This is a genomic window from Sphingomonas sp. LH128, from assembly GCF_000293195.2.
GTDB classification, from domain to species: Bacteria; Pseudomonadota; Alphaproteobacteria; order Sphingomonadales; family Sphingomonadaceae; genus Novosphingobium; species Novosphingobium resinovorum_A.
Genome location: NZ_ALVC01000462.1, coordinates 1 through 14370, shown reverse-complemented (window position 1 = coordinate 14370; position 14370 = coordinate 1). Strand labels below are relative to the sequence as shown.

The following is a 14370-nucleotide window of genomic DNA, read 5'->3' as shown; positions in this document are numbered from 1 at the left end:
TTCGGCCGCCAGCCCGAGGGCGACCTGTTCCCCTGGGAGCGCACCGATCTCGCCGATGCGCTGAAGGCCGCGCTGGCCTGATGACGGCGCGTCTCCTCCCTGTCGCGCAGCGATGGGGAGGTGGCAGCGCGAAGCGCTGACGGAGGGGGTTCTCCCCCTCCACACCCGCTGCGCGGGCGGTCCCCCTCCCCATCGCTGCGCGACAGGGAGGATGTTCAATCTCTCTCGACCAACCGTAGACGCTGTTCGATCAGCGTCGGCGTTTCTCTTGCAACGATACGACAAGGCGATAGCTTCGGCCGATCAACCGCGCGCTTTTTTCGGGGGCGCGGGATGCAAGGGACACATCCATGATCGAAACCGACCGTCGCGGCGCTATCAGCCTTGCCGCCGCGCTTCCTCTCGCCTCGGCGCTGCCCTCGATGCTGGCGGGCACGGCCCATGCCGCCGATGCAGCCGCCGCGCAGTGGGACCTTACCGACCTCTATCCCGGCCTCGACGCCTGGGATGCCGCGCGCAAGCAGGTCGCCGCCGCGCTGCCGCGCCTTGCGGCCTACAAGGACAGCTTCGGCACCGACGCACCCTCCATGCTCAAGGCGCTGGAGGATATCTCCGAGGTCTCGAAGACCTTCGCCCGCGTCTATGTCTACGCCTCGCTGAAGGCGGACGAGGACGTGCGCGTTTCCGCCAACCAGGAGCGCAACGCGCAGGTCATGGACCTCTACGCCGCCTTCGGCGAGGCGACCGCGTGGACCGCGCCTGAAACGCTCAAGCTGGGCAAGGACAAGGTCGAGAGCTTCATCACCGCCGACAAGGCGCTTGCCACCCGCTTCGCCTTCGGCCTGCGCAAGACCCTGCGCGAGGCCGAGCATACGCTCGACGCCAAGGGCGAGGCGCTGCTGGCGGCGGTGTCCTCGCCGCTCTCTGGCCCTCAGACGATCCGCGAGCAATTGTTCTCCTCCGACATTCCCTGGCCGGAGGTCACCCTGTCGGATGGGCGCAAGACGACGCTCGACGCGCAGGGCTATACCTTGACCCGGGACGCCCCCAATCGCGATGACCGCAAGACCGTCATGGACGGCTTCTTCGGCCAGATGGGCAAGTTCGAAAGCTCGCTCGGCGCGGCGATGGCGGCCAAGCTCAAGGGCGACGTGTTCGAGGCCCGCGCCCGCAGCTACAAGAGCTGCCTCGCCATGGCGCTGGCACCCGGCGCGGTGCCCGAGGGCGTCTACCGCACGCTGGTGGCCGAGACCAATGCCGGTCTGCCGCAGCTCCACCGCTCGTTCGAGCTGCGCCGCAAGATGCTGAAGCTGCCGGACATGCACTATTACGACATTTATCCGCCGCTGGTCAGCATGGAGCGCAAGTTCACCCTGACCGACATGCGCAACATCACCCTGAAGGCCGTCGAGCCGCTGGGCCCCGACTACGTCAAGCGCCTCGGCGCGGCGACGGCGGCGAAGTGGATGGATCCCTGGCCGCGTCCCGGCAAGCGTCCGGGCGCCTACATGAACGGCTCGGCCTACGGCGTGCATCCCTACCTGCTGCTGAACCTCGGCGAGAACTACGAGGGATTGTCCACGTATGCGCATGAGTGGGGCCACGCGATGCATTCGCTGCTGGCCGATTCGGTGCAGCCTTACGAGCTGTCCGACTACCCGATCTTCACCGCCGAGATCGCCTCCACCTGCAACGAGGTGCTGCTGACCGAGTACATGCTGAAGCAGGCGAAGACGAAGGACGAGAAGATCTACTACCTCGGCATGCGGCTGGAGGGCATGCGCGGCACCTTCTTCCGGCAGGCGATGTTCGCCGAATTCGAGCTGAAGATGCACGAGATGGCCGAAGCCGGAGAGGGCCTCTCGGGCGAGAGCCTGACGCGCGTGTATCTCGACCTGCTGAAGCGCTATCACGGCCCGAACTTCGTGATCGACGCGCCCTATGCGATCGAGTGGGCCTACATCCCGCATTTCTACAGCACGTTCTACGTCTACCAGTACGCCACCTCGATTTCGGCGGGGACGTGGTTCGCGCATTCGATCCTGAACGGCGGCAAGGCGGAGCGCGAGCGTTACCTCGACGTGCTGCGGGCAGGCGGCTCGGCCGATCCGGTCGATATCCTGAAGAAGGCGGGGCTCGATATGACCGCTCCCGATCCGTACCGGGGCCTCGTGGCGGACTTCAAAGCGACGATCGACGAGATCGAAGCGCTGATGGGGTGAATGCCCAGGGATGAATCCGCAATGACAAGCGGGGCGCGAGCGGCGATGATGCGGGCAGGACACTCTTTCGCACCGGGGAGATGCGTCGATGGCCCGTATCCTGTATCCGCTCGCGCTGCTGCTTCCGGCGCTCGCGGGGTTTCCTTCGAGCGCGGCGGCGCCCGAAATTCCGCCTGACCTGTTCGGTCGTTATGCGCCGGCCGGAAATTGCGCCGTTCTGCCACGCATAAACGTCGGCGCGGGCGGAGTCTTCCTCGACACCGCGACCGGACGCAGCGGGCCTTTGCCCATCGACATGTGCTTCAGCTGTGCGGGCGGGGCGCAATACGAAGGCATCCAGATCTGGATGGGCATCAAGTACGGCAAGGACAAATGGGGCGGTGACAACATGCCCGTCATCTTCGTCTTCAATGACGGAGAGAAGCGCGGTGTGCTGTCGGTCAATCATGACGACACCCTGCGCACGCCGCTGGGCGCCCCGATGACGCAAGTGGTGAAGACGGGGGCCTTCCGGAAATGCAAGGGTTGAGCGCTCCCCGGCAGATTGCAGGGAGCGCTCCGGATATCAGGCGGGCGTGATGCCGCCCGCCGGCCTCAGGCCGGCGTGATTCCCATGCAGAGGTACTTGACCTCCATGTAGTCATCGAGGCCGTAATGCGAGCCCTCGCGGCCCAGGCCCGACTGCTTGACGCCGCCGAAGGGCGCGACCTCGGTGGAGATGAGGCCGGTGTTGATGCCGACCATGCCCGCTTCGAGCGCCTCGGCGACACGCCACACGCGCGACAGGTCGCGGGCGTAGAAGTAGCTGGCGAGGCCGAACTCGGTGTCGTTGGCCATGCGGATGGCGTCGGCCTCGTCGGTGAAGCGGATCACCCCTGCGAGCGGCCCGAAGGTTTCCTCGCGCGCCAGCTTCATGTCGGGCTTCACGCCCGCCACCACGGTCGGATTGAAGAAGCTGCCGCCGAGCGCGTTGCGCTGGCCGCCCGCGAGCACCTTGGCGCCGCCATCGACTGCGTCCTTAAGGTGCTCCTCAACCTTCTCGACCGCCTTCTCGTCGATCAGCGGGCCGACTTCGGTGCCGGCATCCAGGCCATAGCCCACCTTCATGCCGCTGACGCGCGCGGCCAGTTTCTCGACGAACTCGTCATAGACACCGTCCTGCACGTAGAAGCGATTGGTGCATACGCAGGTCTGGCCGCCGTTGCGGAACTTGGAGATCATCGCGCCTTCGATCGCGGCGTCCACGTCGGCATCGTCGAAGACCAGGAACGGCGCGTTGCCGCCCAGTTCCATCGAGCACTTCTTGATCGTCTCGGCGCATTCACGCAGCAGGTCGCGGCCGATCTCGGTCGAGCCGGTGAAAGTCAGCTTGGCGACCTTGGGGCTGGCGGTCAGGGTCGAGCCGATCTGGCCCGCGCTGCCCGTCACGACGTTGACGACGCCCTTGGGGATGCCCGCCATCTCGCACAGTTGCGCGATCGCCAGCGCCGAATAGGGGGTGGCCGAGGCGGGCTTGATGACGATGGTGCAACCTGCCGCCAGCGCCGGGCCGAGCTTGCGGGTGATCATCGCATTGGGGAAGTTCCACGGCGTGATCGCGGCGACGACGCCGACGCCCTGCTTGATCACGACGATGCGGCGGTCGGCGGCATGGCCGGGGATGACGTCGCCATAGGCGCGCTTGCCCTCTTCGGCGAACCACTCGATGAAGCTGGCGCCATAGGCGATCTCGCCTTTGCCTTCGGCCAGCGGCTTGCCCTGTTCACGGCTCAGCAGTTCGCCCAGATCGTCCTGGTGCTGCAGCATCAGTTCGAACAGCTTGCGCATCAGCTTGGCGCGCTCACCGGCGGTCTTGGCGCGCCAGGCGGGGAGGGCGGCCTCGGCGGCGTCGATCGCGCGGGCGGTTTCGTCAGCGCCCATCTTCGGCACCGTGCCCAGCACCTTGCCCGTGCCCGGGTCTGTGACCTCGAAGGAAGCACCGGAATCCGCATCGACCCACGCGCCGTCGATGTAGCACTGCTGCTTCAGGAAGTCGGTGTAGGCCATTTCGTGCGGTTCCTCGTGTGCTGCCGGTGGAGCGTCTCGGATGGACGCTCGCGGGTTCCGGCATGGTCTAGGGACGACCCCTAGCGGTTACAAGCCGCCCTGGACTCCTGCGACAAGCGCGAGGGTGGCGCGATTGACGCCTCTCCACGTGTCGGCTAGTCTCGGTAGAGAATAATAATTCGCAAATGTGAATTAATTGGGGAGAGTGGGCTTGGAATATGCAGGCTATGTCGGCGGCAAGTTCCTGCGCGGTGAAGGGGAGCGGTTCGACGTACAGAACCCGTCCGACGAATCGATCGTGGCCGAAGTGGTGGGCGTCTCGTCCGCGCAGGCGGATGCGGCGATCGGCGCGGCGCGTGCGGCGTTCGATTCCGGTGTATGGTCGAGTCTGTCGATGAAGGCGCGTGGGGAAGCGATGACTCGCTTCGGTGAGGCGATGCGCAAACGCGCCGATTTCCTGAAGAAATGCGCGATCGAGGAGGCGGGATGCCCGGTCTCCGCCACCGTCATGGGCGCGCAGGTCCACGCGCCGCTGCGCATGACCGACGAGATCATCGACATGTTCCTGCGCATGCCCGAGCAGGGAGAAAACCCCTTGCCGATCCACGAACGGGTCAACCCGCACTTCGTGGTGCAGAGCCTCAAGCGCTGGTCGCCGCTGGGGGTGGTGTCGGCGATTTCGGCGTACAACGTGCCGTTCTATACCGCGTTCTGGAAGGTGGTGCCGGCGCTCATGGCGGGCAACTCGGTGATCCTGCGGCCCAATCCGTTGACCCCCATCTCATCCATGATTTTCGCCGAAGCGGCCGAGGAAGCGGGGCTGCCGCCCGGGGTGCTGAACGTGATCATCGAGCCGGGGCTGGCGGGCGGGCTTGCCATGACCACCGATCCGCGCGTGGATATGGTCTCGTTCACCGGTTCTTGCGCTGTAGGCGCCAAGGTGGCGGAGCAGGCGGCGCCGACGCTCAAGCGGCTGGTGCTGGAACTGGGCGGCAAGTCGGCGCAGATCTACCTGCCCGACGCGGTTGCCCGCGCGCCTTCGGCGGCGGTCTCGGTCTGTACCTCCCATGCGGGGCAGGGCTGTGTGCTCGGCACGCGCGTCTTCGTGCCGCAGGAGAGCAAAGCCGAAGTTCTCGACGGCATGGCGAAGCTGCTGGCGGGGGTGAAGATCGGCCCGGCGAGCGATCCGGCGACGCAGCTCGGCCCGGTCATCAGCGCGGGCCAGCGCGACCGCTGCGAACATTTCACGAAGGAGGCGGTCGAGGCGGGCGGCCGCGTGGTGTGCGGCGGCAGGCGGCCGGAAGGCTTCGACAAGGGCTTCTACTGGGAGCCGACCGTGCTCGACCTGCCCGACAATGCCAACCCCGCCGCGCAGGAGGAGATCTTCGGGCCGGTGGTGAGCGTGATCGGCTACCGCGATCTCGACCATGCGGTGGAGATGGCCAACGACAGCCGCTTCGGCCTCTCGGGCTGGGTCCACGGCGCAGACAAGGTCAAGGCGCTGGAGGTGGGCCTGAAGATCCGCAGCGGTGCGGTCAACGTCAACGGCGCGGTGATGTCTAGCTACGCGAGCGGCGGCGGCATCAAAATGAGCGGTCTTGGCCGTGAGCGCGGGGTCGAGGGGCTGCGCGAATTCCAGATGATGACCACCTTCAACATCGGTGGCTGAGGCGAGGGGAGCAGGGACAATGCAGGGACTGGTTCAGGGCAAGGTCGCCCTCATCACCGGCGCGGGATCCGGCGTGGGGCGCGCGGCGGTGCTGTTGTTCTGCGAACATGGCGCCAAAGTCGTCGCCGCCGACATCAACGGAGCCAATGCCGAGGAGACCGCTGCGCTTGCCGTGGCAGCGGGCGGCGAGGCGGTGGCGGTCACCTGCAATGTCGCCGATCCGGCCAGCGTCGATGCCGCCGTCGCGCATGCGGCGCAGCGGTTCGGGCGGCTGGACGTCATCTACAACAACGCCGGCATCACCATCAGCCCGGTCCCCGGCAAGGGTCTGCGCAGCCTTGTCGAGTGCGATCCCGAGGAGATGAAGCGGGTCGAGGACGTCAACATCAACGGCGTGGTCTACGGCTGTCAGGCCGCGATCCGGCAGTTCGAGAAGCAGGCCGGGGAAGGACTGGGCGGCGGCGGCGCGATCGTCTCCACCGCATCGGTCGCGGGGCTGATGGGCTACGGCGGGGTGCTCTACGGCGCGACCAAGGGCGCGGTCGTGCAGCTTACCCGGGCTCTGGCCATCGAGGTCGCGGACAAGGGTATTCGCGTCAACGCCGTCTGCCCCGCCGGGATGCTCACGCACTACGCCGGGATGGATCCCGACAGCGACAACCGCGAGCGCATCCTGCAAGGCATGGGCAAGGCGCACCCGCTGGGCAAGGCGATCGACCCGCGCGATACAGCCAGCGCCGCGCTGTTTCTCGCCTCCGATCTTGCGGGCAATATCACCGGCGTCAACCTTCCGGTCGATGGCGGCCTCTCCGCCGGTCGCAAGACGGGAGGCTGAGATGGCCGCGACGATGAAGCAGGTTGTCCTTGCCGCTTATGCGCAGGGCAATCCGAAGCCCGGCGACTTTCGCATCGAGGAAGTGCCCGTGCCGGAGGCCGGCGAGCGCGAGATCCTGCTGAAGACGCTCTACATCGCCGTCGATCCCCTGCTGCGCTTCTCGGTGGACGAGACGGTGCTGACCGGCGCGGGGCGCATGGAACTGGGCCAGCCCATGGTCGGGCCGGTGGTAAGCGAGGTCATCGCCTCCAGCCATCCCGATTACGCGGTGGGCGACGTGGTCGAAGGGCGTTCAGGCTGGCAGGAATATGCCGTGCTCGCGCCGGACCTCAGCGACTATCGCGGCCCGCCGCGCAAATTGGACAGGTCGCTGGCGCCGGTCTCTACCGCGCTTGGCGTGCTCGGCGGGCCGGGGCAGACCGCGTACGAGGGCATCGTCAAGGTCGGCCGGGTCAAGGCGGGCGAGACGGTGGTGATCTCGGCGGCGGCGGGCGCGGTGGGCTCGATTGCCGGGCAGATCGTCAAGGTGCTCGGCGGCCGGGCGGTCGGTATCGCGGGCGGCGCGGCCAAGTGCGCGGCGCTGCTCGACCTCGGCTTCGACGCGGCGGCCGACTACAAGGCGCCGGATTTCGCCGATCAGCTGAAGGCCGCGATGCCCGAGGGGGCGGAGGTCTATCTCGACAATGTCGGCGGCGAGGTGACGATGACCGTCCTGCCGCTCCTCAAGCGCGGTGCACGCATGGCGATGTGCGGGTTCATCGCCTATTACGGGGTGGGCATGGAAGGTCCGGGGCCGGATCGCCTGCCCGGTTTCTACCGGCTGATCATGAACAAGGGACTCGAGATCCGGGGCTTTGCCGGAATGCTGGCCGGGCAGCAGGGGCTGGAGGATATCGCCCGGTGGATGAAGGAAGGCCGCATCCGTTTCGCCGAGTCCGTCGTCGAAGGCATCGAGGCGGCGCCTGCGGCCTTTTCCAGTGTGTTTTCGGGCCACGACCATGTCGGCAAGCTGCTGGTGCGGGTTGCCGCGCAGGGTTGATCGATGGGACCGGAGGGTGCAGCGTCATTTGTCATGGACACGAGCACGCTTCCGCCGCCGCCGCGCAGCACGGCCAATCCTGCCCCGCAGCGCACGGCGGGCTCGGTCCGCCGCACGACGAGCATCGACGTTTCCTGGCCCGACGGCCTCGACGGCCAGCGCCGCTTCGTGGGCGCCGCGCGCGACTTGTGGACGCCGCAGGCGGGCGAGGACGGCCTGACCCTTGCCGAGGCGCGCTACGAGGTGCGCATGAGCGAGGACAAGACGATCGCCGCGATCGCGGCGCAGCCGGACTGCGAGGCGATCGCCCATCTCGTCGGCGCGCGCGCGGGCGGTCACCTGCGCGGCCTGCTGCGCGAGGTCATGCCGGACATGGTCGCCGCCGCGCACCCGCTTTACATCGTGCTCGACGACTTGTCCGGCACGGCGCTGGTCAGTTCCTTCGCGTGGTCGCAGTGGCATCCCGACTGGGCCGACCGGTTGCGTGAAAAGCTCGGCGAGGCGCAGCACGCGCAGATGATGGCCCAGCGCGTCAATGTGTGCTGGGGGCTGCAGGAGGGGAACAGCGGCGTGTCCGGCGATGTCGATCCGGAGAAGGTCGCGAGCGCGGACGCGGGCGATCTGCGCAACCCTGCCGACCCGCTCGGGTGGCACGATCTTGCCGAAGATGATGGCCCGGGCTTTCGCCGCGCGCGCCGGATCGATGTGACGCGGGACGATGAAGCAGGCGTGATCACCATCGATTCCGCTTTCCAGGACAGCGCGAAGCGCCGCGACGGCGGCCGCGTGGCGATCCATGAGTACCGCCTTACCGCCCGCGTCGATGCGCAGACGCTGGAAGTGCTCTCACTCGAGCCCGAGGCGCGGATCCTGCCGTTCTCCGAATGCCCGGGTGCGACCGCGAATACGCAGCGGCTGGTCGGGTGCAACCTTGCCGAGATTCGCGAGGACGTGCTGACGCAGCTGCGCGGGCCTGAAGGCTGCACGCACCTCAACGACGCCCTGCGCGCGCTGGCCGACGTGCCTGCCCTTGCGGCGCGGATCGCGGGTTCAGCGCGAGGCTGACGGATTACCGTGTACGCGTTGCGGTTCGCTCGGACTTGGACTCGGATTGTGGTTCGGCGATCACGCCCTCGATCGCTTCGCGCATCGCGGTGTAGAAGGCGCTGATACGGGCGAAGCGGTCGGCAACGGGGGCGCTAATGTCGCGCTCACGCTGCCCGGCGAACAGGCGCACCTGCCGATCGAGCAACTGCGCCTTTTCGACGAATGGGCCACTGAACTCGGACGGCACCGAGTAGTAGATGCGGCGACTCCCCGGCTCTCCCTGCCTGCGGGCGTTGCCGCAATGCTCGAGCGTGCGGGCGGCCACGCTGGCGTTGCTCTTGCTCATGCCGAGGTCGGCTGCGATCTCGTCGAGGGTCGCTGGTTCCTCGCGCAGGAGCAGGTAGGCGTAGATGCGCCCGACCGGCCGGGGCCAGCCCCAGGGGGCCATCAACATCGCCATGGCGTCAAGAAAGGCTTCGTCCTGCTGTGATGGCTTGAAGTTCGACATATTCTGGATTTACTGAATTTGAGTGTCGGGTGCCAGCGCAAATGCAAGCGCCGGATTCGATGAGCGTGCGTGCGGCGTGCAGGCGATGGCCGTCCGTTACCCGAGGGAGACGATGACATGGAGCAGCAGGCGTTCACCACGCGATACGGCCCCTGGGCGCTGATCGCCGGGGCATCCGAAGGGACCGGCGCGGCCTTTGCGCGCCAGCTTGCGCAGATGGGGGTGAACCTCATCCTCGTCGCCCGCCGCAAGGAGCCGCTGGAGGCGCTGGCCGCAGAGCTGCGCAGCAAGGTGGAATGCGTGACTGCATCGATCGATCTGGCTGCAATGGATGCGACCGAGCAGTTGCAGGATGCCGCCGCTGGGCGCGAGGTCGGGTTGCTGATCCTCAACGCCGGCGCCGATCCCAACGGGGCGATGTTTCTCGATGCGGAGGTTGCCAGCTGGGATGCACTGGTCGCACGCAATGTGGTGACGGTGACCCGCGCGCTCCACGCCTTCGCCGCTCCGATGCGCGCACGCGGACGGGGCGGGCTGATGGTGGTGGGCTCGGGCGCCTGCTACGGCGGGCTGCCCGGCATCGGCGTCTATGCCGCCACCAAGGCGTTCGATCTCGTGCTGTGCGAGGCGCTCTGGGCCGAACTGGAGCCGCACAGTGTGGATGTGCTCAGCTTCGTGCTTGGCCGGACGGATACTCCGGCGCATCGCGAACTCATGGCGGCGCGCGGCATGGTTGTCCCCGACGGCCTTGCCGATGCCGACGAGGTGGCCCGGCTCGGCCTTGCGCGCCTGCCGTTCGGCCCCGTCTGCAACTGGGGCGAGGCGGACGACGTGGCCGGCATGTCAGCGTCATCGGCCGCCCAGCGGCGCGAGCGTATTCGCCGGATTTCCGCGACTTTTTCCACGCATGCAAAAGGGTGATCGACGTGCGCGAACTGGCGGACAAGCAAGCAATCACCGAGCAGCTCTGCCGCTATTGCCGCAGCGTCGATCGCCTTGATACGGCGCTTGGCCATGCGGTATTCCACGAGGATGCGACCGTGGACTACGGGGAGCGGGGCTTCAAGGGCGGTGGCCGCGAGGCGATCGACTGGATCTGCGCGGCGCATGGCGTGCTCCTTGCGCATTCGCATCAGGTCACCAACGTGTTGATCGAGGTGGATGGCGACCGGGCCGGGAGCGAGACCTACGTCACCGCGACGCTGCGGATGGAGCGCGAAGGAAAGCTGCTCCAGATGGAAGTGTGGTCGCGCTACTGTGACCGCTGGTCGCGGCGCGGCGGCATCTGGCGCATCGACCGCCGCGACACGGTAACCGACTACGACGGCGTGCGCGAGGTGACGGCGATGTATCATCACGATCGGGCGCGCCGGGACGGGGGCGATCCGTCCTACGCGGCGCTCGCCCATGGCCTGCAGGGAGAGGCGTAATGAAGGACTTCACGATTTCGGTGTCGTTCGACATGCGCTCGCCGCAATGGGCGAGCCCGACGCCGCAGCTTTACCGCGCCGCGATCGAGATGGCCGCCTTTGCCGACGAGATCGGCGCCGACCAGATCGGCCTGATGCAGCATCACGGCTCGCAGGACGGCTACCTGCCGCAGCCTTTCGTCCTCGCGGGCGGCATGGCGGCGGTGACCAGGCGCATCCGTTTCCTGCTGGGCGCGGTGATCCTGCCGCTGCACGATCCGCTCGAACTGGCCGAGCAGATCGCGGTGCTCGACAACATGGCGAACGGGCGGCTGGGGGTGATCTTCGGCGCGGGCTACGTGCCGTACGAATTCGCGATGTTCCGCCAGTCGCTCAAGGACCGGGCGAAGCGGATGGACGAGGGGCTGGAGATCATCCTGCGCGCGCTGAAGGGCGAGCGCTTCGAGCATGACGACGGAAGCGGCGCGCGGCCGATCTTCGTGCGCCCGCTGCCGGTGCAGGAGCCTGAGGACATCATCCTCGTCGGCGGCGGCGTGCCGGCGTCGGCCAGGCGGGCGGCGAAGTTCGGGGTCGGGTTCGGGCCGATGAAGGGCGAACTCGTCGAGATCTACCTCGCCGAATGCACGCGGCTGGGTCGTGCCCCGCGCCGGTATTTCCGCCCGTGTCCCGGCATGCCCATGGCGATCCACTTGTGCGAGGACCCGGACCAGGGCTGGGACGCCATCGCGCCGCATGCCGTTCACGTAATCACCGAATACGCGAAGTGGGCCGAAGCCGAGGGCGACGGCTCCAACTCGCCCTTCAAGGGTCTCACCGATCCCGCCAAGCTGCGGCACGCCGGGCTCTTCGCGGCGTGGACGCCGCAGATGCTGCTCGACAAGGTGAGCGCGGCAGAAGGTGGCAACATCGGCTTCCAGCCCCTGCTTGGCGGCCTCGCGCCTGAGGAGGGGTGGAAGAACCTGAGGCTGCTTGCCGCAACGATGCCGGCGCTGCGCGAGGCGATTGCGGCATGAAGGCGGCCTGTATCGAGAACGGCGCGGTGCATGTGCGCGAATTGCCCGACCCGGAACCGCGTCGGGGACAGGCGCTGGTGCGCACGCATTCCTGCGGATTGTGCGCATCGGACGCCCACTTCCTGACCGGTGGTCGTCACGTCATCGAGCTGTCGCGCCGCATGGGCGGGCCTTATGCGGGACTCGACGAGACGCGTCCCTTCGTGCCGGGCCACGAGTTCGTCGGCGAGGTCATCGACTACGGTGCCGGTAGCCGCCGCCCGGTCGCGCCCGGACGGCGGGTGACGTCGGTGCCGATCATGCGGCAGGGTGGAGCGCACGCCGTCGTCGGTTTCAGCCACGATTGTCCGGGCGGGTGCGGAGAACTGATGTTGCTCGACGAGGACTTCCTGCTCGAAGTGCCCGAGGGTCTGCCGGATGATCATGCGGCCCTGATCGAACCGCTTGCCGTGGGCCTCGAACATGCGCGGCGCGGCCGCCCCGGCAAGGAAGACGTAGCGCTGGTGCTGGGCTGCGGGGCGATCGGCCTGGGCGTTGTCGCGGGTCTGGCTCTGGCGGGAGCGGTGCCGATCGTCGCGGCCGACTTCCACGCCGACCGGCGCGAACTGGCGCTGAAGGCGGGCGCGCACATCGCCATCGACCCGCGCGAAGTCGATCCCTACGGGCCGCTGCACGATCTCGGCGGGCGGCGCGTCAATCTCGTCTACGAGAACGTCGGCGTGCCCGGCATGTTGCAGCGGATCATCGAGAGCATGCCGTTCGACGGCCGCCTCGTCATGGGCGGCTACTGCATGGAGCCCGAGCCGCTCTACGTCTTCGCCGCCCAGAACAAGCGGCTCAACATCCAGTTCGCCGGCGGCGAGGAGCCGCAGGACATGGATCTCGCGATGCGCAGTATAGCCGAGGGCCGGATCGACGTGGCACCGTGGCTTGGCGAGCGTATCGGGCTCGGCTCCGTGGCCGCAGCTATCGCCAATCTCTCCGGCCCTGGAACGTCGGTACGGACTGTCGTCGATCCGCGCCTACAGCTTTCGTAGAGGAGCTTGGCAGAGCTTTTTGGCAAGGTGGCGTATCCGGCGGTACAGCCCAAAGGTGGTGGTCTGTGCCGTGCGGCAGACGGTCGACAGCTGGCGATCAGATTGACCTCCTCAGATCAGTTGTGCCGTAATGGGCTCTGACCATCGCAATGAGCGGGCTTGCTCTGCCTTGTTCCACGCATGCCGCTCCGGCGTGCAGCAGTCCGATCTCGCGCACAAGTTTGAAATCGCGCACCGGCACGAAGCGCTCGGGACCCGCGGCGAAGCTTTCGGGCATCATGCCGATCCCGGCACCGCTACGCACAACGGCCAGCACTCGCTCGTCGCTTGTGGTCTTGAGGACGAAACGCGGTCTCACGCCGCGCTCCACGAAGAAGCGGTTGATCTCGGGCAGGGCCTCGCAGTGGCGGCGCAGGGCCATGCGATCGCGGGCGAGCTGTTCGGCCTGCACTTCACTCTCGTTCGCTAGCGGATGATCGGGCGGCAGGACCATCATGTAGCGTTCGCGGGCAAGCACTTCGGGTGCGAATCGGGGATGGTGTGGGCGGATCACGCTTAGCGCCAGGTCGATGCGGCCGCGCTCTAGCCGCTCGGCGATGTCGCGCTCAGACCCGTCGAGTATCTCTAGCGTCTCGCCTGAACCTAGCGCGCGGTGCGCGGTGAGCCAGCGTTCAACGAGGCGCGTGGGAATCGTGTTGAGCACGCCAACGCGCAGCAAGGTGGGATCGGTGACTTCACTGAGTTCGACAAGAGCATGCTCGTATTCGGCGGCGATGCGGCGGGCGCGTACGAGAAAGCGGCTGCCGGCGGGGGTCAGGGCCACGCGCTGGCGGTCGCGGTCAAACAGCCTCGCCCCCAGTTCGCGTTCCAGCTTGGCGATCCCTACAGACAAGGTAGGCTGAGTCACGCTCACGCGCCTGGCCGCGCGGCTGAAGTTGCCGGTCTCCGCCACGGCCAGGAAGTAGCGCAGGAGATACTGATCAATCATAGATACTGTCTATGACGAGGTGCGGAAACTTTCAATTTCCGCTTTTCATTACTGCTGTCTAGATAGATGCGGCAAATCGACAAGGCAGGCCCAAGGCAAACTGGCGCCGCCCGCACGGAAGGAAGAGGCATGAGCGCGCCGGTCCTGCAGACCACCCTGAATCTCGACAGCCCTGAGGCCCGGGCACGCGACGCGCACAACCGCGCGCTCGCCGCCGAGTTGCACGAACGGGTGGCGAAAGCGGCACTTGGGGGCGACGCAAGGGCACGTGAGCGGCACATAGGCAGGGGCAAGCTGCTGCCGCGCGACCGTGTCGAGCGGCTCCTCGATCCCGGCTCGCCCTTTCTCGAAATCGGCCAGCTTGCCGCCAATGGTCTCTATGGGGACGAGGTGCCCGGCGCCGGGATCATTGCCGGAATCGGCCGTGTGTCGGGACGGCAATGCATGATCTTCGCCAACGACGCGACGGTGAAAGGCGGCACCTACTTTCCGCTGACCGTCAAGAAGCACATCCGCGCGCAGGAGATCGCGGCGAC

General features: G+C 67.2%; 14 protein-coding genes. 11 read left to right on the top strand and 3 right to left on the bottom strand.

The window, feature by feature from the left end; genetic code table 11:
- Positions 1 to 350 precede the first annotated feature (350 nt).
- Both pepF and LH128_RS28385 read left to right on the top strand, forming a co-directional pair.
- The gene (gene pepF, locus LH128_RS28390) at positions 351 to 2222 is read left to right on the top strand and encodes an oligoendopeptidase F (RefSeq protein WP_008833151.1); all 1872 of its coding nucleotides are present in this window, start codon (positions 351 to 353) and stop codon (positions 2220 to 2222) included.
- An 88-nt stretch (positions 2223 to 2310) separates the two neighbouring features.
- Positions 2311 to 2751 (top strand): hypothetical protein, encoded by a 441-nt coding sequence (locus LH128_RS28385; RefSeq protein ID WP_008833150.1) that lies wholly within the window; start codon positions 2311 to 2313, stop codon positions 2749 to 2751.
- A gap of 65 nt (positions 2752 to 2816) precedes the next feature.
- On the opposite strand, the gene LH128_RS28380 is transcribed toward LH128_RS28385, so the two are convergent.
- Complete coding sequence (locus LH128_RS28380) at positions 2817 to 4268, bottom strand: NAD-dependent succinate-semialdehyde dehydrogenase (RefSeq protein WP_008833149.1); 1452 nt, start codon at positions 4266 to 4268, stop codon at positions 2817 to 2819.
- 205 nt (positions 4269 to 4473) lie between these two features.
- On the opposite strand from LH128_RS28380, the gene LH128_RS28375 reads away from it, so the two are divergent.
- Genes LH128_RS28375 through LH128_RS28360 form a run of 4 tightly spaced genes read left to right on the top strand, consistent with a single transcriptional unit; the run spans position 4474 to position 8876 of the window.
- Positions 4474 to 5937, top strand: a complete 1464-nt coding sequence (locus LH128_RS28375; RefSeq protein ID WP_236727391.1) for an aldehyde dehydrogenase family protein — start codon at positions 4474 to 4476, stop codon at positions 5935 to 5937.
- A gap of 19 nt (positions 5938 to 5956) precedes the next feature.
- A complete protein-coding gene (locus tag LH128_RS28370) occupies positions 5957 to 6772 on the top strand; it encodes an SDR family NAD(P)-dependent oxidoreductase (protein WP_008833147.1) in 816 nt (271 codons plus the stop codon).
- A gap of 1 nt (position 6773) precedes the next feature.
- A complete protein-coding gene (locus LH128_RS28365; protein ID WP_008833146.1) occupies positions 6774 to 7811 on the top strand; it encodes an NADP-dependent oxidoreductase in 1038 nt (345 codons plus the stop codon).
- Positions 7812 to 7844: 33 nt separating this feature from the next.
- Entirely contained in the window at positions 7845 to 8876 is a 1032-nt protein-coding gene (locus LH128_RS28360; RefSeq protein WP_008833145.1) for a DUF2889 domain-containing protein, read from the top strand.
- Between the two features lie 4 nt (positions 8877 to 8880).
- On the opposite strand, the gene LH128_RS31610 is transcribed toward LH128_RS28360, so the two are convergent.
- On the bottom strand, positions 8881 to 9366 hold the full coding sequence (locus tag LH128_RS31610) for a GbsR/MarR family transcriptional regulator (protein ID WP_008833144.1): 486 nt from the start codon (positions 9364 to 9366) through the stop codon (positions 8881 to 8883).
- A 117-nt stretch (positions 9367 to 9483) separates the two neighbouring features.
- On the opposite strand from LH128_RS31610, the gene LH128_RS28350 reads away from it, so the two are divergent.
- From LH128_RS28350 to LH128_RS28335, 4 genes are read left to right on the top strand one after another with little or no spacing between them, the layout of a single operon-like run.
- On the top strand, positions 9484 to 10287 hold the full coding sequence (locus LH128_RS28350) for an SDR family NAD(P)-dependent oxidoreductase (RefSeq protein ID WP_008833143.1): 804 nt from the start codon (positions 9484 to 9486) through the stop codon (positions 10285 to 10287).
- Positions 10284 to 10796 carry a nuclear transport factor 2 family protein gene (locus LH128_RS28345; protein WP_008833142.1) on the top strand — a complete coding sequence of 171 codons (513 nt, stop codon included), beginning with the start codon at positions 10284 to 10286 and terminating at the stop codon, positions 10794 to 10796. The genes LH128_RS28350 and LH128_RS28345 overlap by 4 nt, the downstream gene beginning before the upstream one ends.
- Entirely contained in the window at positions 10796 to 11809 is a 1014-nt protein-coding gene (locus tag LH128_RS28340) for an LLM class flavin-dependent oxidoreductase (protein WP_008833141.1), read from the top strand. Before LH128_RS28345 ends, LH128_RS28340 begins: the two co-directional genes overlap by 1 nt.
- Complete coding sequence (locus LH128_RS28335; protein WP_008833140.1) at positions 11806 to 12846, top strand: zinc-binding dehydrogenase; 1041 nt, start codon at positions 11806 to 11808, stop codon at positions 12844 to 12846. The genes LH128_RS28340 and LH128_RS28335 overlap by 4 nt, the downstream gene beginning before the upstream one ends.
- Before the next feature lie 97 nt (positions 12847 to 12943).
- On the opposite strand, the gene LH128_RS28330 is transcribed toward LH128_RS28335, so the two are convergent.
- On the bottom strand, positions 12944 to 13834 hold the full coding sequence (locus LH128_RS28330; RefSeq protein ID WP_008833139.1) for a LysR family transcriptional regulator: 891 nt from the start codon (positions 13832 to 13834) through the stop codon (positions 12944 to 12946).
- Positions 13835 to 13963: 129 nt separating this feature from the next.
- On the opposite strand from LH128_RS28330, the gene LH128_RS28325 reads away from it, so the two are divergent.
- Positions 13964 to 14370 (top strand): carboxyl transferase domain-containing protein (locus LH128_RS28325; RefSeq protein ID WP_008833138.1); only part of this gene is annotated, 407 nt, incomplete at its 3' end.

What these genes read in the sequence shown, in the direction of transcription:
- pepF (WP_008833151.1), top strand. Translation starts at nt 351, where the DNA reads ATGATCGAAACCGACCGTCGCGGCGCTATCAGCCTTGCCGCCGCGCTT.
- LH128_RS28385 (WP_008833150.1), top strand. Translation starts at nt 2,311, where the DNA reads ATGGCCCGTATCCTGTATCCGCTCGCGCTGCTGCTTCCGGCGCTCGCG.
- LH128_RS28380 (WP_008833149.1), bottom strand. Translation starts at nt 4,268, where the DNA reads ATGGCCTACACCGACTTCCTGAAGCAGCAGTGCTACATCGACGGCGCG.
- LH128_RS28370 (WP_008833147.1), top strand. Translation starts at nt 5,957, where the DNA reads ATGCAGGGACTGGTTCAGGGCAAGGTCGCCCTCATCACCGGCGCGGGA.
- LH128_RS28365 (WP_008833146.1), top strand. Translation starts at nt 6,774, where the DNA reads ATGGCCGCGACGATGAAGCAGGTTGTCCTTGCCGCTTATGCGCAGGGC.
- LH128_RS28360 (WP_008833145.1), top strand. Translation starts at nt 7,845, where the DNA reads ATGGACACGAGCACGCTTCCGCCGCCGCCGCGCAGCACGGCCAATCCT.
- LH128_RS31610 (WP_008833144.1), bottom strand. Translation starts at nt 9,366, where the DNA reads ATGTCGAACTTCAAGCCATCACAGCAGGACGAAGCCTTTCTTGACGCC.
- LH128_RS28350 (WP_008833143.1), top strand. Translation starts at nt 9,484, where the DNA reads ATGGAGCAGCAGGCGTTCACCACGCGATACGGCCCCTGGGCGCTGATC.
- LH128_RS28340 (WP_008833141.1), top strand. Translation starts at nt 10,796, where the DNA reads ATGAAGGACTTCACGATTTCGGTGTCGTTCGACATGCGCTCGCCGCAA.
- LH128_RS28335 (WP_008833140.1), top strand. Translation starts at nt 11,806, where the DNA reads ATGAAGGCGGCCTGTATCGAGAACGGCGCGGTGCATGTGCGCGAATTG.
- LH128_RS28330 (WP_008833139.1), bottom strand. Translation starts at nt 13,834, where the DNA reads ATGATTGATCAGTATCTCCTGCGCTACTTCCTGGCCGTGGCGGAGACC.